Consider the following 18,100-nt stretch of genomic DNA (forward strand, 5'->3'; position numbering starts at 1 on the left):
ACGAGTGTCATGAAAGCCATTGTCCATGTCGGCCTGAAACCCGGTGTTCTTGACCCGCAAGGCAAGGCGGTTGCCGACACGCTTGGCCGTATGGGCTATGACGAAGTGCACAGCGCACGTATCGGCAAGGTGATCGAGCTCGACCTCGAAGGCGTTGCCAAGGACAAGGCGGACGCTCGCGTCAAGGAAATGTGCGAGAAATTGCTCGCGAACACGGTGATCGAATCCTATCGCTACGAACTGGTCGATTAGGCCATTTCCGCGCTAGTCTTCCCGAAACATAAGGGAGGACCTCAATGATCAAGCTTACATTCTGCCTGCACAGGCTGCCGCATCTCAGCCGGGATGAATTCCAGACCTATTGGCGAGAGAACCACGCCCCGCTTGTCGCCAAACATGCCAAGACGCTGGGTATTGCGCGCTATGTGCAGGTGCATGCACTGACACATGACTTCAACGGCGTGATGCGCGCGAGCCGGGACGCGCCGGACATGTATGACGGCATCGCGGAAATCTACTTCGAAAGCTGGGACACGCTGTTCGAGGCAGGCCAGAATGAAGGCAATGCCGAAGCTGGCGCAGCGCTGCTGGAGGATGAGCGCAAGTTTATCGACTTGCCGCGCTCGCCTCTCTGGTTCAATGAGGAACACGTCATCATTGGTTAGGGCTGGATAGACTGGCCCAGTTCATGCTTTGGTTTGCAGTATGAAACAGCGTCTTATTGTTATCGCCGCCATCGCCGTATGCCTGCCTGCAACGGCTGAGGAAATCTGCCGCTCCATCTCCACGAGCTGGGACACTGAAAGCGGGCAGAGCTTCAATACGCGTATGTGGACCAAGGCCGACGACGCCGGATGCAAGATTGTTGAACACCTCATCGATGGCGAGAAGATCGACGGCGTGGATTGCAATTGTGACCTCATTGCCGACGGCTATGAGGATCGCATTCCGCAGCCAGCCTCCGAGCGCCAGCGTGGCCGGCTGACCGATATCTGTGAAGGGCCGATCGCGATCGAAGAGGCCGCGCCAATTTCCAAGCCGGGCGACCCGATCATCATCAACGGTTAGGCTCGGCCCGCCAAAAAACCGCGATCAGTCGCGGGGTTTGCGGCAGCCATCGACCATACGCGCGCTATTATTGGTGCTTGGCACGTCCTGCGGCACATAGGGCAGGGCGCAGGCATGCACGGTCGTGCGGTTGAAGTCGTGCATTTCGCGCGCGGCATCTGCCTCCTCACGAAGGTCACTCATCATCTCGCCAGGAGCGAGCTCAACGACGCCGCATGTCTTCTCCAGCCCGGCAGACCGAAAGCAGTAGCGCGCATTGATCGGCTTCTCGCAGGCATTGGTGTAAGGGCCGGTATTCCCATCACGCGAAAGGCAGTCATTGGCGCCTGCATGCGCGGAGGGATTGGTGAAGCGCGACAGGACGTTGGCGCTTATCGTGACCAGTACGACAACCAGGACGATGCGCAGCCAGTTCGGTACTTTCGAGAGCAACTTTTTCATTGGCGTGTTTCCCCCTCTGGCAGGCAGCCCTGTTTCATCCGCTTTGTATTCATATCCTCGACCATGCCGGGCATGTAAGGCAGCTTGCAGGCATAGGTTTCCACTCTGAGCAGCCCGCTGAGACGCGCGAGATCGGCTTCGATCTCGGCCCGCTCGAAACCCTCATCAGGCTCCAGCCGTTTTGTCTTGCAGATGTCGTCTGCTGTCCTTGAATAGAGACAGAGCTCAGCGTTGATCGGGAAGATGCAGGTATTCTGGAGCGGCGGTTCGGCGTTCATGATCGGGCCGAGGCAATGGTTCACCTGCCCAAGCCGGTGTGGCTGGAAGATGAGGGTGGATATATAGCCGACGAGGAGCAGACCAAAGAAAGCCCCGATCGCCCAGAGGCAACCTGGCTGCTTTGCATGTTTCTGCATATCAGGCATCGAAGATCACCCTGCTCCTCACGGCTCCTACCAGCATTTTGCCGAAAGCACAGCGGAAAGGGCCAAAAGAAAAGCCCCGGCCATGTGACCGGGGCTTCGCAATGTGGTGATGGGGCGCTAGCGCCTTATGCCATCTTCTTTTCGAGGTTCTCAGCCACGGCCTCGAGGAAGCCTTCGGTGGTGAGCCAGTCCTGATCTGGACCGATGAGAAGCGCGAGGTCTTTGGTCATCTTGCCGCTTTCAACGGTTTCGACGACGACCTGCTCGAGGTCTTCAGCGAACTTGGTGACCTCAGGCGTGTTGTCGAGACGGCCACGGTGGGCAAGGCCACGGGTCCAGGCGTAGATCGACGCGATCGAGTTGGTCGAGGTCGCTTCGCCCTTCTGGTGGTTGCGGTAGTGACGGGTCACCGTGCCGTGTGCGGCTTCAGCTTCGACCGTCTTGCCATCTGGCGACATCAGAACAGAGGTCATGAGGCCAAGCGAACCGAAGCCCTGGGCAACGGTGTCGGACTGGACATCGCCGTCATAGTTCTTACAGGCCCAGACATAGCCGCCGGACCATTTCATGGCTGCTGCAACCATGTCGTCGATGAGGCGGTGCTCATAGGTGCCACCGAACTCAGCGAAGGCATCGGCGAACTCATTGTCGAACACTTCCTGGAACAGGTCCTTGAAGCGGCCATCATAGGCTTTCAGGATGGTGTTCTTGGTCGACAGGTAAACAGGCCACTTGCGCGACAGGCCGAAGTTGAACGAGGCACGTGCGAAGTCGCGGATCGACTCGTCGAGGTTGTACATGCCCATGGCGATACCGGAGGACGGCGCGTCGAACACTTCGTGCTCGATGACGGTGCCGTCCGAGCCTTCGAACTTCATCGTCAGCTTGCCCTTGCCAGGGAATTTGAAGTCGGTTGCGCGGTACTGGTCGCCGAAAGCATGACGGCCGATGACGATTGGCTGGGTCCAGCCTGGCACCAGACGTGGCACGTTGGAAATCACGATTGGCTCACGGAAGACGACGCCGCCGAGGATGTTGCGGATCGTGCCGTTTGGCGAACGCCACATCTTCTTCAGGCCGAATTCCTCAACGCGGGCTTCGTCTGGCGTGATGGTCGCACATTTGACGCCAACGCCATGTTCCTTGATGGCGTTTGCCGCGTCGATCGTGATCTGGTCATCGGTCGCGTCGCGGGCTTCGATGCCGAGGTCGAAATATTTGAGATCGATATCGAGGTAGGGGTGGATGAGGCGGTCCTTGATCATCTGCCAGATGATGCGGGTCATCTCATCGCCGTCGAGCTCGACGACCGGATTCTTGACCTTGATCTTTGCCATCGTGTGAAAGTCCTCTTAGTTGCACTGTATCCCGGGCGGCTATAGCAGAAGGGGTCGAATGGTCAAAAGCGGTATTCGCGCCTGCAACAGCTGATTGAGCGTACCCATGAAACTCACCCGACTAAGTCTTGCCGCCGCGCTGAGCCTTTGCGTGCTCGCCGTGCCTTCAAATGCGCAGTCACGACAGGCCGACAGGGACGCTTCAGCGGCCAGTGTCACGGTCGGTCCGAGAGACGATGGCAACTGGTTTGTCCGTTACAGCTTCGATGCGCCGCAGCCTGTCTATGCACTCGCGCATTCGCAGACGGGCTACCGGTCCGCGACCTGGTCGCCTGAGACCGAAGGTGTCCGCCTTGGACGGCTGGATGGCATCGATGTGATCGTCATGGATGAACCAGTCGATGAGATCGAGTTCAGCATCATCCCCCTGACCGGGCAGCTGCCGAATGACCCGACGCCGTTTGTCACGTTTGCTGGTGGCGGCATCGCCGTGCACGACGCGCAGTTCGAACTTATCGGGTTCAAGGATATCGAAAGCGTCGAAGCGTTGGACGGCGATCTGAGTGCCCTGTCATCTGACGTGCTGCCGATGACCCTCACAGTCGAAGCGGAAGGGCCGGTCCTGACCAGCGAAGATGTGTCAGAAGACACGTTGAGCGCCCGTGTGCAGGACCAGTACATCTATATAGGGGACGGCGAGTATGAGGCTCATGACGGATTGTCGTTCCTCGCAGACCCTTACCTTCCGGAATGGCTGTCTTCGAGCTTGCCGGGCGCCATTGAAGGGTTTCTCGCTACGCTGGAAACCAGTTGGGACGCTGAGCTGGAGCGCGATATTTCGGTAATCGTGGCCTATAAAGGCGCGCAGGCGCGCGGGCTTTCGGTTGAGGGGAGCGTGCTGGACAGCCAGATCATGCTGGAGCTTGGCGGGCAGGGCTTCTCCAATCGCAATAGCGATGCACTTGCCTATCTGCACTGGTATACGATCCGCGAACTCGTCAGCTTGTTCCAGACCCGGAACGGTGTTGTCCTTGGCGGTCCAGAAGCTGCCTGGATCCATGACGGCTTTGCCAATTCCATCGCCTACCAGCTGATCGCATCAAAGATGGAGGCGCCGGAAGGCTTCCTGTCGTCCGTCTATCAGAATGCATTCGAGGACTGCGTCACGACCCTTGAGGGCGGTTCGCTGGAGACGGCGGTTGAGCGCGGCGCGACAAGCGGGCCCTTCGCCTGCGGCGATTTTATTGCCTTGGCGACAGATGGTTATCTGAAGCAGCGCAACCTGTTCGGGTTCTGGGACGGGCTTAGCGATTGGGCATCCCGCAGTTCTGACCGTGTCATCGATAAGCAAGTCTATTTCACGTCGCTGCAGCTGATGGGCGCGACACCGGGGCAGCGTGAACGCATACGCGCCATCGTTGAAGATGAGCTGAGCCAGCCGCGCCGGGCGCTGCGCGAGCTTCTGCAGGATGCAGGTCTCCAGCCGCAATTTACTGCCAATGGCCAGTTCCGTTCGATGGGCTGGCCGGACTATTCAGGCGAATGACCGAAAAATAACTTTAAGTACGTGGTTACCCTTTGGGTTGATTTTTTTTTCCCTGTCATGAAAGCCTATGGGCTTAACTGAAAGGGGAGGAAGATGGTGAAGGAAATAATCGGAGCGTCCGCATTCTGTGTCGCTACATTCTGTGGAGCCGCCTTTGGACAAAGTACGACAGGAGGCAGTGTCGGACTAACCGAAAGCGGATTTGCGTGTTTCGGACTTCAGTGCCCAGATGACCCATACTATGATAGTGCCATACCAACGATGCCGAATGGAATGTCGACTTGGGGCACTTATGGTGACTGGCGGGGCCTGACGGCAGGTTTCCATATGCCGCCGGAGCATACAGTTCAGCAATGCCACAATCACTGTTTCGACCATGCCCGGGCCGCGCAAAGCGATTGTCTTGGGAATGGTGGAACTGATGGCCCGTGCAACTCTGTTTTTCAATCGACCCTGAATTCCTGTTCGACCCAGTGTATTGATAACGACCATTAGGGCCATGGCCGGGTGCGAAATGCGGCTTGGTGCTTGCTCCTGAAAAGCCTGCGCGGCATAGGCTTTCGCTTATGTCCACTAGGCCAATCATAATTCTCGCAGAGCCGCAGCTTGGCGAAAACATCGGCTCTACCGCTCGCGCCATGCTGAATTTCGGGCTGACCGAACTTCGCATTGCGGCGCCGCGCGATGGCTGGCCCAACCCGGCGGCTGAACCGATGTCAGCAGGCGCGTTTGAGGCAGGCGTCGAAGTCTCTGTTTTCGACAGCGTTGAGGACGCCTGCGCCGATCTAGGCTACTTGATCGCGGCCACAGCCCGGCCGCGCGGTATGGAAAAGCCTGTGGTTACGGCGGCAGGCGCCGTGGGGCTCGTCCGCCAGCAGTCTCTGAAAACCGGCATCATGTTCGGCAATGAGGCGCAAGGCCTCCACAATGACCATGTCGCGCTCAGCGATGCGATCATGACCTATCCGGTCAACAAGGCTTTCGCCTCTCTCAACCTGTCTCAGGCTGTCATTGTATTCGCTCATGCCTGGGGTGATGCGCTTGGTCAGGAAGGCCGCTTTGAGGGTGCCGAGGCAGGGGTCAGCGACGTTGCCAGCCGCGCCGAGCTGATCGGCATGTTCGAGCATTTCGAATATGAGCTGGAGCGCGCGGGCTATTTCTATCCGCCGGACAAGACGCCGCTCATGACCCGGAATCTACGCAACGCGTTCATTCGCGGTCAGTGGACCAGTCAGGAAGTGCGGACATTCAGGGGTGCGGTGAAGGCGCTTGCCATCGGCCGTGGCAAGGCGAGGATCAAGCGCGAGGACTAGTTCTCGTTTCCGCGCGCGCTTTCGGGAAGGTTCGCCTGCACAAGCGCATTGGCGAGCCGCTCACCCGTTGAAGCATAAACCCGCTCGGCCGAAACGGCGCTGTCGTCGCAGGAGTTCCTGCGCGCGGCCTCGGCCGAATAGGCGGTGTTAAAGGCGTCGACCATCGAGGTGCGCAGACGGCCCTGGTAGGGCGCTTCGAGGCTCAGCAGATCCTGCATATAGCTGCGCCAGTACTGGTCATTGCGGCCATTACACAGCACGCGCAGAGCGTGGGCAGAGCCAAGCGTCGAAGAGAGGGCCACGACGTCGCGCAGATAGTCCTGGCTTCGGACATCTGCGTACTCTCCCTCGGCCTGATACTGGCCATGGGCGGCTTGGACTGGCAGAAAGGCCACTCCAAGCAGGCACGGGAGCGCGATTTGTACGATCTTCTTATACATGAAAGAACCTTCTCCCGGCTGGAGGCGCGTCTCAAGCCGCTGGCTGAACAAATAGCGCCCCACACCTTAAACGATAGTTCGCAATTCAGGCGGCCATGGGGCAGCGAAGGGACCAAAGGTGTTATTGTCTACGGCAATACGGATGCCTTTTTCAGCCCGGCGGTGCGTGACTTCGTGAAAGCCGTCTATTCCGCAGAGCGCCTTGCCTGGTTCCAGTCGGTCGCCGCAGGTCTCGATAATGAGTTTCTCCAGACGGTGGGTCAGAAGGCCGAGATCTACACCGTCAGCCATGTACAAGCCCACGCCATCGCTGAATGGGTGCTCTGGGCCGCTTTCGACTTCTTTGGCGAAGGCGCTGCGCGCAGACGTGCTCAGGCAGAGCGAAACTGGCAGAAAGTCCCTTTTCGTGAAGTCGGCGAGACGAGATGGCTGATCTATGGTTTCGGCCATATCGGTGAGAATGTCGGTCGCAGGCTGAAAGCCCTTGGCGCGCATGTCACCGGGGTGCGCCGCTCCAGCGCGGTCTCTCCATTCGCCGATCACATGCTGCATCCAGATCAGCTGACGCCGGAAGACATAGGCCTTGCCGACGCTGTGCTTCTCTGCTGCCCGCTTACAACAGCCACGGAGAATTTGGCGAATGCTGCTTTCTTCTCTGCCATGTCTCCTGGCAGCCTGTTCCTCAATGTCGGGCGAGGACCACTGGTCGACGAAGCCGCGTTGATGGCGGCGCTGGATCAGGGTCGTCCTGCACACGCGGCGCTCGATGTTGCCCGTCAGGAGCCGCTTCCGGCTGACAGCGCGCTCTGGAAGCATCCGTCCATTACGCTCACGCCGCATACGGCGCCTACAACTGAAGGCACCGAGCGCCGCAATGACGAGCAGTTTCTTGAAAACCTGTCGAGTTTCCTGGCGGGACAGCCTTTACGTCACGAGGTCGATGCAGATGCGTTTAATGCGCAGGCAAGCGTGTTCGGTACGTGACTTTTACGATCTGGGGTGAGCGAGCAGCGGCCGGGTTCTAACGTTCGACGGTCCAGCCGCGTGCGGTGCGGTGGGCTTCCAGCGTGATACCGCTTTCGTCGGTTTCACCGCCAGCGTATTGCGGACGACGCGGTGCTGCCTTGCCTGTCGTGAGTTTGAGCAGCACGGCAACGGCTGCGATGAACAGGCCCGCGGCAGCAGTAATCACTGCAATGACACCGGCCATGAACACGATCGCGATCGCAAGCAGGCCCTTTAGCGTCCAGCGTGCCGCCTCTTTAAAGGCGTAAGCAATCCGGCTGAGGAACAGGTCTGCTGAAATCGGGGTGCGTGCTGATGTCATGTGCGTGTCTCCTGCAGACGAATGTGAAGGCTGAAAGCGCCGGAATCAATCTCTCTGCGGCGGAAACCCTCAGTTTGCCGCAATCAGGCCTCTTTCTGCCCGAATGCGCGCATAGGCGCCCGTGATGGCGGCAGCCTTGTCATGGGCGGCGAGCTCAAACTCGCGTGGGGCGCCATTCCCGACGATCCGGTCGGGGTGGTTATCGGCCATGAGGCGGCGATAGGCGCGGCGAATATCATCGAAGGCGGCATCATGGGCGACGCCAAGGATATGATAGGGGTCGTCGCGGTCCGGCCCGAGATGGCTCGCCCGGATGCGCCGGAACGTCGTCTCGTCAAAGCCGAAGGCCTCTGAAACCGTACGCAGATACTCCATCTCATCGCTGGTGACCGCGCCATCAGCGCCGGCGATCATGAACAGTCCGTCGAGGACACCTTCCAGAAGGCAGGGGCGCGCGGAGTATTTCTTGCCGATCTTGCGGGCATAGGCCTCGTATCCGCGCACCGTCTGCTGGGCGATGCGGAAGACGCGCCGGACCTGTGCTTCGTCTTCGGGCGAAGCGCGGAAGATGCGCGAGAACATCATCACTTCGGCATCACTGACCCGGCCATCCGCCGCCGCCATCTTGGCGCTGAGACCGATCACCGCTGCGGTGAAGCCGACATCATTGGGATCAGGCGCGCAGGCCTGTTCGCTCCCGACCGGCTCTTCCGGCGTATCGGGATCGAAGAGGCGTTTTCCGCCATCGATGAGCAACTGCCAAAGGCTCATTAGACTGCCAGTATAATCGGATTGGGCCGTGGGGACAGGGACCTATACTCACAAATGGCAATAATAACCATTACGAGTTCGTGAGAATTCACTGCTATTCGCTGGTCTTCCCGCTGCTTTCACGTTGATCGACGGCGGCGCGCACGCTGGCAATTTCCTCGCGCAGCGACGTCAGCAGCTTCAGGATCTCGTCACGCTCTTCTTCGGCGTGCTCAACGTCTTCCTCGATATCTTCCAGAAGCTCGTCGGTTGCCGCTCTCTGCTCAGCGGCGAGAGCTTCGACAACAAGGGCGATGAACAAGTTCAGGACGGCGAAGCTGGCGATGAAGATGAAGGTGACGAAGAACAGCCAGGCCCATGGATGGCCATCATCAATAACTTTCTGAACGACTTCAAACCGCCACCCGTCCATCGTCATGACCTGAAACAGCGAGAAAGCAGAGCTCGGCAGGTCGCCGAAAAGCTGCAGCACCTCTTCATTGTCGGTATTCCCGTACATGTTGGTCGCCATGACCGCGTAGACGTAGGTCAGCAGGGCCAGGACGGCGACGATGGCGCCCATACCCGGAAGGGCTTTCAAGAGCGCTTCGGTAATACGCTTCATCATTGGAACGACGTGAAGCAACCGTAGCACCCGCAAGACGCGCAGCGCCCTCAGCACCGAGAAGGCTTGGCTTCCCGGCGCAAGCGATATGCCGACGACGATGAAATCGAACCAGTTCCAGCCGGAGCGGAAGAAAAGAAGGCGATAGACGACGAGCTTCAGGAAAATCTCGACCGCGAAGATATAAGTGATCGCCCTGTCGATGCCGTTGAGTGAGACGACGAGCGCTGGCGGTAAGTCTTCCTGATAGGTGAGGACACCCAGTACGATCGCGTTCAGGATGATCAGCGCCGTGATCAGGTTACGAAACCAGATGCTTTCGATGGCTGCTTCCAGCCGCGATGTATGTGTCTCAAGATCGAGCGTAGCGCGCGCCATCCTGTCCGTCCCCCATTCATGATGCCTGCTGGCGTCTTCGCCTGTCTATGTCGAAGCGGGCGCCAAGCGCAATCAGTCTGCCGAAGTCGTTGTGTCGCTGATGATCTGCCAGTCGCCGCCAATCTTGCGGAAGACAAGCGTGAAGAGGCCTGAGGGGGTGTCATTGTCGCGGGTGAGCTGCCAGCGGCCGTGAAGCACGGCGGCGTCTTTGGATAGAAGGACGGTTTCGAGCTCGGTGAATGACAACGTGCCCATCGCCTCGCGCGTGTCGTACCGCGCCTTGTAGCGCGCAAGCGTTGGCTCAAACCCGCGCGTGACAGTGCCGCCTGAAGCAAAGCGCAGTTCGGATGAACGCAGATATCCATCCATGAAAGCGTCGATATCGCCGCGATTCCAGGCGTCAGCCTGTTTCTGGATCACAGCTTCGATACGCTCGGTCTGAAGCGAAGCCGAGTTTGCAGAAGTGTCGGCGGTCATTTGTGAGGCACAGGACGCCAGAAAGAGACAGGCTGCGAGAAGTGGGGCACGGTATGCAAGACGCATTGATTTTCCTTTCCATTCACGCGACCAGTGTAGCCGTTTCATCCCGCAAGGGAATTCGCGGCAGATATTGAGCGCCGCGCGTGAGCAGAATGCCGTTCTGGTTGGGAGTTAGATGACTATGACAATGATGATTGCCCTTATCTTAGGCGGCCTGGTCCTGCTGTTTGCAGGCGGCGAATTCCTCGTTCGCGGTTCTGTCGGCGTCGCGCGCAGGCTCGGCATGTCAGAGCTGCTGATCGGCTTGACCCTGGTGGGCTTCGGCACATCGATGCCCGAGCTCGTCACCAGCCTTCAGGCGCTGTCTGATGGGGCGACCGGACTTTCCATTGGTAATGTGATCGGGTCGAATGTCGCCAACGTGCTGCTCGTTATTGGCGCGGCCTGCGTCATTTGCCCAATCGTCACGAACCCGCGCGCGCTCGCCCGTGACGGTCTTTTCATGGTGGCTGTTACGGCGGTTTTCGCGGCTGTCATCTGGATTGACGGCTTCACGCGGATGACGGGCCTTGCCTTCATCGGCGTCCTTCTTGTCTATCTTGTGCTTTCAGTGCTGCTCGACCGGCGCAAGGGCTCTGCCGCGAGTGAAGTCCATTCCGGCGAAGCGGAAGTGATCGAAACGAAGGAGCCACTGCTCGTCTCATTGCTGCTTGCTGTGGGCGGCATTGCAGGTGTGATCTTCGGGGCGCGTTTCCTTGTGCATGGCGGCTCTGATCTGGCGCGCATGTTCGGCATTTCGGAGACCGTCATCGGCCTGTCCATCGTTGCCGTCGGGACCAGCCTGCCAGAGCTTGTGACCTCGGTCGTGTCGGCCCTCAAGGGCAAGGCTGATGTCGCCCTTGGCAATGTCATTGGCTCGAACATCTTCAACATTCTTGGCATCATGGGTGTGTCGGCTGCGGTCTTCCCGTTCAGCCTCATGTCCACGCCAGAACCTGCTGCGGGCACGCCAGTTGACGTCAGCGCCATGGGATATGGCGAGATGACGAGCCTCGTCACGATGCAGGACATGGGGGCGCTGGCCCTGTCCGTGTTCCTGCTCGTTCTGTTTGCATATACCGGGCGAAAGCTGGCGCGCTGGGAAGGCGCAGTGTTGCTTCTTGCCTATGCGGTCTACATGTCGCTCAGCTTCGGCATCCTGCCGCGCATCGGAGGTTTCTGATCCATGAGCGATAGTATCTATACCGGCCTTGAACAGCTTGGCGGATCGAGCGCTATTCCCGCTTCGCCTGAAGCTGCAGAGCTCGAGCGTGTGAAGAACCCGCATGCGGGAACGCTTTATCTGGCGCGCTTTACCGTGCCGGAGTTCACGTCGCTGTGCCCCGTTACAGGTCAGCCGGACTTTGCGCACATCGTCATCGACTATGCACCGGGCGAGTGGCTGGTCGAGAGCAAGAGCCTGAAGCTCTACATGACCTCATTCCGAAATCACGGCGCCTTCCACGAGGACTGTACCGTTGCCATCGGCAAGCGCCTGCAAGACCTACTGGACCCGACCTGGATGCGGATCTGTGGCTACTGGTATCCGCGCGGCGGTATCCCGATTGATGTCTTCTGGCAGACAGGACGCCCGCCAGAAGACCTTATCGTTCCGGACACAGGTGTGCCGACATATCGCGGCCGCGGCTAGGCCCGTTCAAGCGCCGTCATGCCGTCGTCGGTACGCGCCGCGCGGAAGCGGGCGATAGACCCTGTCGTGTAGGACTGGTCGCGAATGCCAGAGACTTCGACATATTCCGAGGTCACATCGTCCGCGGTCAGCGTCACCAGCGTATAGCCGTGGCCGTCCACCTTGTACCAGTTCACATCCTCATTGGCGGCCGCAAACTGGTTGCCAAGGTCCGGTACGTCCTTGATGTAGGTGCCAAGGCCGGGTGAGGTGACCGAGGTGCAGCCAAATTCGACCCCGCGAGGCGCGCCGGCGCTGTCATGCAGCGTATTGGCCCAGGCAGTGTGGGTATCGCCGGTCAGGGTCACAAGCCGTGCATTTGACGCCGCCGCCGATGCGTAGAGGCGCTCACGTGCGGCAGGGAAGCCATCCCAGGCATCGAGGTTGAAGGGCAGACCAAGCTGGCTGAACGGGATCATCTGGGCGACGTATCCGCTCTGCGCGGCTTTCTGCGCATCGGTCAGCGTTTCCATCAGGTTTGGCGGGCGTACGCGGGCCATGATGACCTGATTGGCGAGGACCTGCCATGTCTTGCCGCCTGCGACAGAGGACTGCAGCTCGCTATCAAGCCATTCTTCCTGAACCCGGCCGAGCATGGTGCGGCTCTCATCTCTGACGCGCCCCATGACTTCCTGCGCCTTGGCCGGGATAGCGTCAGGGGCAACCCCAGCCAGTTCTGCACCCCAAGAGATTTCGTCTGAGCGGCCTGTCAGGCGCGATTCCAGGCAGAAGACGCTGGCAGTGTCGCCGAAGCTGAAGGTGCGGTAGATGCCGCCAGTGGCGCGTCCGGCTTCGGGGTCGCGAACTGGCATCCATTCCAGATAGGCTTGAACGGCCGCCTGCTTGCGGTCGGTCCAGTTGCCTTCGGTTTCCGGCTGATGGTTTTCAGCGCCCGTCCGGTAGGAATTGTTGGTGCTTTCGTGGTCGTCCCAAGTGCAGATCCAGGGGGCAGCAGCGTGGGCGGCCTGAAGCATCGGGTCGCGCTTGTACTGGGCGTGCCGGGTCCGGTAGTCGCCGAGCGAGACGATTTCCATCGGCGGCTCGTGGTTGCGGTCGATCTCCTGACCAGCCTGTCCGCCATACCCATCGACGCCGTACTCATAAAGATAGTCACCAAGATGGATGACGGCGTCGAGGTCTGTGCGCTTGGAAATGGCGTCATAGACATTGAAATAGCCGAACGGGAAATTCGAGCAGGAGACAACGGCGAAGGTTACAGGCGGCTTGCCTGAGGCAGGGGCGGTCTTCGTCCGCCCGACGGGGGAAACGACATCGCCGGATGTCGTGCGGGCCGTGAACTGGTAGAAGTATTCAGTGTCGGCCTGCAGACCCTGAATGTCCGCCTTGAGCGTAAAATCGCGCGCGGACGTGGCGTTGAGCTGGGTTTCTGCTGCGAGCAGGCTCATCGCTTCATCGCGGTAGAGGCGGACGGTCACTGGCACTGGTGACTGAGTATCCTCATCGGCCGGTGTGACGCGTGACCAGACGATAACGCCATCGCTGAGCGGGTCGCCAGATGCGACGCCATGGTCAAAGCTCACTTCGCCTGCGAATGCAGCGCGGTTGTCGACGAGCGGCGTATTGCCGGTGGTTTCGGTGGCGCAGGCAGCAAGACCCGCGGCGCCCGCGCTGAACCCTAGAAAGTGACGTCTGGAAATCTTGCTCATTGTAGCCCGCTCCTCAGGAATCGATTTTCGCCTGTCTACAGCGCGATCATGACGACTCCGCGAAACAAGGTCTATAAGCTGTCTCAATGAACACACTCACTGCCACCGCGGCGGATACGGACAAGGGAACGAGACTCGACCGCTTCCTGTCCGAAGCATTGCCGGAACTTTCACGGTCTCGCGCGAAGACGCTCATCAAGGAGGGCGCCGTCAGCCTCAACGGCAGGACCGCCGATGACCCGAAGGCGGGCGTGTCGCCCGGCGATACCTACACGCTCGACATGCCGGACCCGGTGCCAGCGACGCCAGAGCCTGAAGACATCCCGCTCGATATTCTTTTCGAGGACGAGCACCTCATCCTGGTGAACAAGCCTGCGGGGATGGCGGTCCATCCCGCGCCGGGCAGCTGGCAGGGCACGCTTGTGAACGCCCTGTTGCATCATTGCGCTGGAGAATTGCCCGGTATCGGCGGCGTTGAACGCCCCGGGATCGTGCACCGGATCGACAAGGGCACCACAGGCGTCCTCGTCGTTGCCAAAACCGAGCCTGCCCATGCAGGCCTGTCGAAGCTTTTCAAGACGCACGATATTGACCGAACCTATCTCGCCATCACGCGCGGGGCGCCGCGCCCGCTGGTCGGCACCGTGGACATGCGCATTGCTCGCTCCACCAGTGACCGCAAGAAAATGGCCGTCATTCGCGATGAGGAGAGTGAAGACGGGCGTCACGCTGTGACCCACTACAAGGCCAAAGAGACTTTCGGTGAACTCGACAAGGGCGTTGGCCTTCCAGCCGCGGCCTTGATCGAATGTCGTCTGGAGACCGGACGAACGCATCAGATACGGGTGCATCTGGCGCATATAGGTGCGCCGCTCATTGGCGATCCAACCTATGGCCGCCAGCGCGGTATCAAGGCGTATGGGTCGGGTGAGGCCTTCATCGACGCCACGACGCGCGCACGGCAGTTCGACAGGCAGGCCCTGCATGCCGCCAGCCTCGGCTTCGTTCATCCAGTGACAGGAGAAGACGTCTTCGCCGAAGCGCCGCTGCCTCCCGATATGGACGGGCTATTGTCGGCGCTTCGGAAGATCTGACGCGGGTCTAGCCTTTAGGTTTGAACCAGTCCGGCAGCTTGTAGGTCATGCCGAGGTCCTGAGCGACCTGTTCATGCGTGATGTGGCCTTCGGCCACGGTCAGGCCATTGGCGAGGTGCGCATTGGAGTTCAGCGCCTCATGCGTGCCCTTGTTCGCGATCTGCAGAACGAAAGGCAGGGTGGCGTTGTTCAGCGCGTAGGTCGAGGTACGCGGCACCGCGCCCGGCATGTTCGCCACGCAGTAGTGCAGGATGCCGTCGACATCATAGATCGGGTCTTCGTGCGTGGTCGGCTTCGACGTCTCGAAACAGCCGCCCTGGTCGATGGCAATGTCGACGAGCACGGCGCCCGGCTTCATCGTCTTCAGCTGCTCGCGGGAGATCAGCTTAGGGGCAGATGCGCCCGGGATCAGGACGGCGCCGATCACGAGGTCAGCTTCCTTCACGGCCGCATCGAGCGCGGCCTTGGTGGAATACATCGTCTTGACCAGACCGTTGAACTGGGCGTCGAGCTCAGCGAGGCGGTTATTGTTGCGGTCGAAGACGGTAACGTCTGCGCGCATGCCGACAGCAATCTCAGCAGCATTGGTGCCTGAAACACCGCCGCCAACAATGATGACCTTGGCAGGCTGGGTGCCAGGAACGCCGCCCAGCAGAAGGCCGCGGCCACGCTTTGTGCGCATCAGGGCCCAGGCAGCAACCTGCATGGACATACGACCGGCAACCTGGCTCATCGGGCGCAGGAGCGGCAGGCCGCCGGCAGGCTCGGTGACGGTTTCATAGGCGATGGCGGTACAGCCAGATTCGATCAGGCCTTTTGCCTGAACCGGATCGGGAGCGAGGTGCAGATAGGTGAAGAGCGTGTGCTCAGGCGTGAGGCGCGCGGTTTCCTCTGGCTGAGGCTCCTTCACCTTCACGATCAGCTCGGCAGACTTGAACACCGCGTCTGCATCCGCGACGATTTTCGCGCCCACATCGGTGTAGGCTTCGTCGGCAAAGCCGGAGCCGAGGCCAGCACCTTGCTGGACGAAAACTTCGTGGCCGGAATTGATGAGGTCGCCAACGCTCTCTGGCGTCAGGCCGACACGCGATTCCTGCTTCTTGATTTCAGTCGGCACACCAATGCGCATCGTCAGTCTCCTGCATAAGATTTCGCGGACGGTATGCGCTGTCAGGCGGTAAGTCTTGCCAATTCACATCGGCGCAGGAACACGTCGCGACAATAATTTCCCCGGCTTGGCGGGTCAGGCAGAAGCCTAATTCGATCGCAGGGAATAACCAGCCGCGCGCACGGTGCGGATCGGGTCCTCGCCGCCCTTGCTCATCAATGCCTTGCGGAGCCGGCCGACATGCACGTCGACGGTTCGGACCTCGACATAGACGTCCGATCCCCAGACACCATCAAGGAGTTGCTCTCGTGAAAAAACGCGGCCCGGATGCTGGATGAAGTAGTCAAGCAGGCGGAATTCGGTTGGTCCGAGATGGATCTCTTCGCCGTTGCGGCTGACCGTGTGGGTCGTCCGGTCGATGGAGATGTCGCCGACGGTGACGCGGTCATCAACGAGGGCAGGGCGGATGCGGCGCAGAACCGCCCGTACGCGGGCCATCAGCTCCGTCGTCGAGAATGGCTTGGTGACATAATCGTCTGCGCCAGTATCGAGGCCGCGAATACGGTCACTTTCTTCTGAGCGGGCCGTCAGCATGATCACGGGCAGATTGGCGGTTTCAGACTTCGAGCGGATGCGGCGGCACACTTCGATGCCGGGCACCTTTGGCAACATCCAGTCGAGCAGGACGAGATCTGGCAGGCGCTCCTCGAGCAGGAGCATCGCCTCGTCCCCATCAGGGGCGACGGCAGTGTCGTAACCTTCACGTTCCAGATTGTAGCGGAGCAGTTCGGCGACTGCTTTCTCGTCTTCAGCAATCAGGACGAATGGCTTCAACGCTGCTCTCCCTCGTCATTGGCAAGCCGGGATTCGACCTTGGCGCCCGTCGTCGCCTCGCCGGTGACCATGTAGTAGACGGCCTTGGCGATATTGGTGGCGTGGTCGCCGATCCGCTCAAGGTTCTTGGCCATGAAGATCAGATGGGTGTTCGAGCCGATCTGGCGCGGGTCTTCCATCATATAGGTCAGCGTCTCGCGGAAGAGCGAGGTGTAGTGGTCGTCGATATCGTCATCCATATCGAGCACCATCTTCGCCGCTTCGATATCCTGGCGGAGGTAGCAGTCCAGCGCCATCTGAAGCTGGTGGGACACGGCGCGCGACATGCGCTCAATGCCTTTGACGGCGGCGCGGTTTTCGTCACCGGTCAGTTCAAGGCAGCGCTTCGCGATATTCTTGCAGAGGTCGCCAATACGTTCGATGTCGCCAGCGAGTTTCATGGCGCCGAGCACAGCGCGCAGGTCGCCCGCCATAGGATGGCGAAGGGCGATCAGGCGGATAATTGCGCGTTCAGCTTCGACTTCAAGCTCGTCGATGGAGCGGTCGCGCTTGATGACGTCGCGGGCAAGCTCAAGGTCGAACGTCGCAACGGCGCGGCTGGCATCCATGATCATGCTCTCGGCAAGACCGCCCATGCGCAGGAGGTTCGCCGAAAGATGCTCAAGCTCATCGGTAAAGGCTGTAACAATATGGTCAGGCATATCGGGTGTCTCTCTGCCGCTTAACCGAAGCGGCCAGTGATATAGTCTTGTGTGCGGCTATGCTCAGGATTGGTGAAAATCCGTTCGGTATCACCGTATTCAATGAGCTTGCCGAGGTGGAAGAAGGCCGTCTTCTGCGAGACGCGAGCGGCCTGTTGCATGGAGTGGGTGACGATCACGATACAGTAGCGCTCACGCAGTTCGTCGATCAGCTCCTCGATCTTGGCGGTCGCAATCGGGTCGAGTGCCGAGCAAGGCTCGTCCATCAGAATGACTTCTGGGCTGACAGCGATGGCGCGCGCGATACAGAGGCGTTGCTGCTGGCCGCCGGAGAGACCGGTGCCGGGCGCCTGCAGGCGGTCTTTCACTTCTTCCCAGAGACCTGCCTTGCGAAGCGAGTTCTCCACGACCTCGTCCATCTCTGCCTTGCCGGAGGCAAGGCCATGGATGCGCGGCCCGTAGGCGATATTGTCGTAGATCGATTTCGGGAACGGGTTCGGCTTCTGGAACACCATGCCGACGCGCGAGCGAAGCAGGACCGGGTCAATGGCCGGGTCATTGATGTTCGCGCCGTCCATGAAGATCTTGCCGGTGACCTTTGCCGACTCGATCGTGTCATTCATGCGGTTCATGCAGCGCAGGAAGGTCGACTTGCCACAGCCCGAGGGGCCGATGAAGGCGGTCACAGACCGGTCTTCGATCTCAAGCGAGATGTCTTCGATCGCGCGTTTGTCGCCATAGTAGACGTCGATGTGCTGGCAATCGACTTTGATCGGCGCAGAGGCGGTGTCTGCACGAGCGGCGGATTTGGTCTGGGTGAAGTGTTCCATATTTCCG

The 18,100-nt window shown here is 59.9% G+C and carries 22 protein-coding genes; 9 read left to right on the plus strand and 13 right to left on the minus strand.

Annotated elements, in window-relative coordinates; genetic code table 11:
* Positions 1-9 precede the first annotated feature (9 nt).
* The 3 genes from purS to KUV46_08630 are packed head-to-tail and all read left to right on the plus strand — an operon-like array spanning position 10 to position 1,068.
* The gene (gene purS / locus KUV46_08620) at positions 10-252 is read left to right on the plus strand and encodes a phosphoribosylformylglycinamidine synthase subunit PurS (protein QYI99421.1); all 243 of its coding nucleotides are present in this window, start codon (positions 10-12) and stop codon (positions 250-252) included.
* 44 nt (positions 253-296) lie between these two features.
* Complete coding sequence (locus tag KUV46_08625) at positions 297-665, plus strand: EthD domain-containing protein (protein ID QYI99422.1); 369 nt, start codon at positions 297-299, stop codon at positions 663-665.
* Between the two features lie 40 nt (positions 666-705).
* Positions 706-1,068 carry a hypothetical protein gene (locus KUV46_08630; protein QYI99423.1) on the plus strand — a complete coding sequence of 121 codons (363 nt, stop codon included), beginning with the start codon at positions 706-708 and terminating at the stop codon, positions 1,066-1,068.
* Positions 1,069-1,092: 24 nt separating this feature from the next.
* On the opposite strand, the gene KUV46_08635 is transcribed toward KUV46_08630, so the two are convergent.
* The 3 genes from KUV46_08635 to KUV46_08645 form a co-directional block, all read right to left on the minus strand.
* Positions 1,093-1,509 carry a hypothetical protein gene (locus KUV46_08635; GenBank protein ID QYI99424.1) on the minus strand — a complete coding sequence of 139 codons (417 nt, stop codon included), beginning with the start codon at positions 1,507-1,509 and terminating at the stop codon, positions 1,093-1,095.
* Positions 1,506-1,934 carry a DUF3830 family protein gene (locus tag KUV46_08640; GenBank protein ID QYI99425.1) on the minus strand — a complete coding sequence of 143 codons (429 nt, stop codon included), beginning with the start codon at positions 1,932-1,934 and terminating at the stop codon, positions 1,506-1,508. The genes KUV46_08635 and KUV46_08640 overlap by 4 nt, the downstream gene beginning before the upstream one ends.
* Positions 1,935-2,059: 125 nt before the next feature.
* On the minus strand, positions 2,060-3,271 hold the full coding sequence (locus KUV46_08645) for an NADP-dependent isocitrate dehydrogenase (protein QYI99426.1): 1,212 nt from the start codon (positions 3,269-3,271) through the stop codon (positions 2,060-2,062).
* 106 nt (positions 3,272-3,377) lie between these two features.
* On the opposite strand from KUV46_08645, the gene KUV46_08650 reads away from it, so the two are divergent.
* Both KUV46_08650 and KUV46_08655 read left to right on the plus strand, forming a co-directional pair.
* On the plus strand, positions 3,378-4,817 hold the full coding sequence (locus KUV46_08650; GenBank protein QYI99427.1) for a hypothetical protein: 1,440 nt from the start codon (positions 3,378-3,380) through the stop codon (positions 4,815-4,817).
* 566 nt (positions 4,818-5,383) lie between these two features.
* Positions 5,384-6,130: an RNA methyltransferase gene (locus KUV46_08655; protein QYI99428.1), complete on the plus strand. Its 747-nt coding sequence runs from the start codon at positions 5,384-5,386 to the stop codon at positions 6,128-6,130.
* Here KUV46_08655 and KUV46_08660 read toward each other — a convergent pair.
* Entirely contained in the window at positions 6,127-6,570 is a 444-nt protein-coding gene (locus KUV46_08660; GenBank protein QYI99429.1) for a TIGR02301 family protein, read from the minus strand. The genes KUV46_08655 and KUV46_08660 overlap by 4 nt on opposite strands.
* Between KUV46_08660 and KUV46_08665 the strand changes: the two genes are divergently transcribed.
* Positions 6,550-7,554: a hypothetical protein gene (locus KUV46_08665; GenBank protein ID QYI99430.1), complete on the plus strand. Its 1,005-nt coding sequence runs from the start codon at positions 6,550-6,552 to the stop codon at positions 7,552-7,554. The genes KUV46_08660 and KUV46_08665 overlap by 21 nt on opposite strands.
* A 37-nt stretch (positions 7,555-7,591) precedes the next feature.
* Here the strand turns inward: KUV46_08665 and KUV46_08670 are convergent, their stop codons facing one another.
* The 4 genes from KUV46_08670 to KUV46_08685 all read right to left on the minus strand — a co-directional run bounded on the left by KUV46_08670 (position 7,592) and on the right by KUV46_08685 (position 10,193).
* Positions 7,592-7,897, minus strand: a complete 306-nt coding sequence (locus KUV46_08670; GenBank protein ID QYI99431.1) for a hypothetical protein — start codon at positions 7,895-7,897, stop codon at positions 7,592-7,594.
* 69 nt (positions 7,898-7,966) lie between these two features.
* Positions 7,967-8,668, minus strand: coding sequence for a molecular chaperone DjiA (locus KUV46_08675; GenBank protein ID QYI99432.1), 702 nt, complete (start codon positions 8,666-8,668; stop codon positions 7,967-7,969).
* A gap of 94 nt (positions 8,669-8,762) precedes the next feature.
* Positions 8,763-9,650, minus strand: coding sequence for an ion transporter (locus tag KUV46_08680; protein ID QYI99433.1), 888 nt, complete (start codon positions 9,648-9,650; stop codon positions 8,763-8,765).
* Positions 9,651-9,722: 72 nt separating this feature from the next.
* Positions 9,723-10,193, minus strand: coding sequence for a nuclear transport factor 2 family protein (locus KUV46_08685; GenBank protein QYI99434.1), 471 nt, complete (start codon positions 10,191-10,193; stop codon positions 9,723-9,725).
* 124 nt (positions 10,194-10,317) lie between these two features.
* Here KUV46_08685 and KUV46_08690 point away from each other — a divergent pair, with 124 nt between their 5' ends.
* Positions 10,318-11,352: a calcium/sodium antiporter gene (locus KUV46_08690; protein QYJ02378.1), complete on the plus strand. Its 1,035-nt coding sequence runs from the start codon at positions 10,318-10,320 to the stop codon at positions 11,350-11,352.
* Positions 11,353-11,355: 3 nt separating this feature from the next.
* Positions 11,356-11,820 (plus strand): preQ(1) synthase, encoded by a 465-nt coding sequence (queF, locus tag KUV46_08695; GenBank protein QYI99435.1) that lies wholly within the window; start codon positions 11,356-11,358, stop codon positions 11,818-11,820.
* On the opposite strand, the gene KUV46_08700 is transcribed toward queF, so the two are convergent.
* Positions 11,817-13,526, minus strand: a complete 1,710-nt coding sequence (locus tag KUV46_08700) for an alkaline phosphatase D family protein (protein ID QYI99436.1) — start codon at positions 13,524-13,526, stop codon at positions 11,817-11,819. The two genes, queF and KUV46_08700, sit on opposite strands and share 4 nt — an antisense overlap.
* Before the next feature lie 86 nt (positions 13,527-13,612).
* Here KUV46_08700 and KUV46_08705 point away from each other — a divergent pair, with 86 nt between their 5' ends.
* On the plus strand, positions 13,613-14,620 hold the full coding sequence (locus tag KUV46_08705; GenBank protein QYI99437.1) for an RluA family pseudouridine synthase: 1,008 nt from the start codon (positions 13,613-13,615) through the stop codon (positions 14,618-14,620).
* Positions 14,621-14,627: 7 nt separating this feature from the next.
* Here the strand turns inward: KUV46_08705 and ald are convergent, their stop codons facing one another.
* The 4 genes from ald to pstB form a co-directional block, all read right to left on the minus strand.
* A complete protein-coding gene (gene ald / locus KUV46_08710; GenBank protein QYI99438.1) occupies positions 14,628-15,749 on the minus strand; it encodes an alanine dehydrogenase in 1,122 nt (373 codons plus the stop codon).
* Between the two features lie 126 nt (positions 15,750-15,875).
* Positions 15,876-16,562, minus strand: coding sequence for a phosphate regulon transcriptional regulator PhoB (gene phoB, locus KUV46_08715; GenBank protein QYI99439.1), 687 nt, complete (start codon positions 16,560-16,562; stop codon positions 15,876-15,878).
* Complete coding sequence (phoU, locus tag KUV46_08720; protein QYI99440.1) at positions 16,559-17,263, minus strand: phosphate signaling complex protein PhoU; 705 nt, start codon at positions 17,261-17,263, stop codon at positions 16,559-16,561. Before phoU ends, phoB begins: the two co-directional genes overlap by 4 nt.
* Positions 17,264-17,283: 20 nt before the next feature.
* Positions 17,284-18,093 carry a phosphate ABC transporter ATP-binding protein PstB gene (pstB, locus tag KUV46_08725; GenBank protein ID QYJ02379.1) on the minus strand — a complete coding sequence of 270 codons (810 nt, stop codon included), beginning with the start codon at positions 18,091-18,093 and terminating at the stop codon, positions 17,284-17,286.
* Positions 18,094-18,100: the final 7 nt, after the last annotated feature.

Source organism: Thalassovita mediterranea, assembly GCA_019448215.1.
Taxonomy (GTDB): Bacteria; Pseudomonadota; Alphaproteobacteria; order Caulobacterales; family Hyphomonadaceae; genus Henriciella.

Excerpts from the sequence above, each read along its gene's own strand:
- KUV46_08670 (QYI99431.1), bottom strand. The coding sequence starts at position 7,897 with ATGACATCAGCACGCACCCCGATTTCAGCAGACCTGTTCCTCAGCCGG.
- KUV46_08630 (QYI99423.1), top strand. The coding sequence starts at position 706 with ATGAAACAGCGTCTTATTGTTATCGCCGCCATCGCCGTATGCCTGCCT.
- KUV46_08640 (QYI99425.1), bottom strand. The coding sequence starts at position 1,934 with ATGCCTGATATGCAGAAACATGCAAAGCAGCCAGGTTGCCTCTGGGCG.
- KUV46_08690 (QYJ02378.1), top strand. The coding sequence starts at position 10,318 with ATGATGATTGCCCTTATCTTAGGCGGCCTGGTCCTGCTGTTTGCAGGC.
- phoU (QYI99440.1), bottom strand. The coding sequence starts at position 17,263 with ATGCCTGACCATATTGTTACAGCCTTTACCGATGAGCTTGAGCATCTT.
- KUV46_08655 (QYI99428.1), top strand. The coding sequence starts at position 5,384 with ATGTCCACTAGGCCAATCATAATTCTCGCAGAGCCGCAGCTTGGCGAA.
- KUV46_08645 (QYI99426.1), bottom strand. The coding sequence starts at position 3,271 with ATGGCAAAGATCAAGGTCAAGAATCCGGTCGTCGAGCTCGACGGCGAT.
- KUV46_08705 (QYI99437.1), top strand. The coding sequence starts at position 13,613 with ATGAACACACTCACTGCCACCGCGGCGGATACGGACAAGGGAACGAGA.
- purS (QYI99421.1), top strand. The coding sequence starts at position 10 with ATGAAAGCCATTGTCCATGTCGGCCTGAAACCCGGTGTTCTTGACCCG.
- KUV46_08675 (QYI99432.1), bottom strand. The coding sequence starts at position 8,668 with ATGAGCCTTTGGCAGTTGCTCATCGATGGCGGAAAACGCCTCTTCGAT.
- KUV46_08680 (QYI99433.1), bottom strand. The coding sequence starts at position 9,650 with ATGGCGCGCGCTACGCTCGATCTTGAGACACATACATCGCGGCTGGAA.
- pstB (QYJ02379.1), bottom strand. The coding sequence starts at position 18,093 with ATGGAACACTTCACCCAGACCAAATCCGCCGCTCGTGCAGACACCGCC.
- ald (QYI99438.1), bottom strand. The coding sequence starts at position 15,749 with ATGCGCATTGGTGTGCCGACTGAAATCAAGAAGCAGGAATCGCGTGTC.
- KUV46_08650 (QYI99427.1), top strand. The coding sequence starts at position 3,378 with ATGAAACTCACCCGACTAAGTCTTGCCGCCGCGCTGAGCCTTTGCGTG.
- KUV46_08660 (QYI99429.1), bottom strand. The coding sequence starts at position 6,570 with ATGTATAAGAAGATCGTACAAATCGCGCTCCCGTGCCTGCTTGGAGTG.
- KUV46_08635 (QYI99424.1), bottom strand. The coding sequence starts at position 1,509 with ATGAAAAAGTTGCTCTCGAAAGTACCGAACTGGCTGCGCATCGTCCTG.
- KUV46_08685 (QYI99434.1), bottom strand. The coding sequence starts at position 10,193 with ATGCGTCTTGCATACCGTGCCCCACTTCTCGCAGCCTGTCTCTTTCTG.
- KUV46_08700 (QYI99436.1), bottom strand. The coding sequence starts at position 13,526 with ATGAGCAAGATTTCCAGACGTCACTTTCTAGGGTTCAGCGCGGGCGCC.
- queF (QYI99435.1), top strand. The coding sequence starts at position 11,356 with ATGAGCGATAGTATCTATACCGGCCTTGAACAGCTTGGCGGATCGAGC.
- KUV46_08625 (QYI99422.1), top strand. The coding sequence starts at position 297 with ATGATCAAGCTTACATTCTGCCTGCACAGGCTGCCGCATCTCAGCCGG.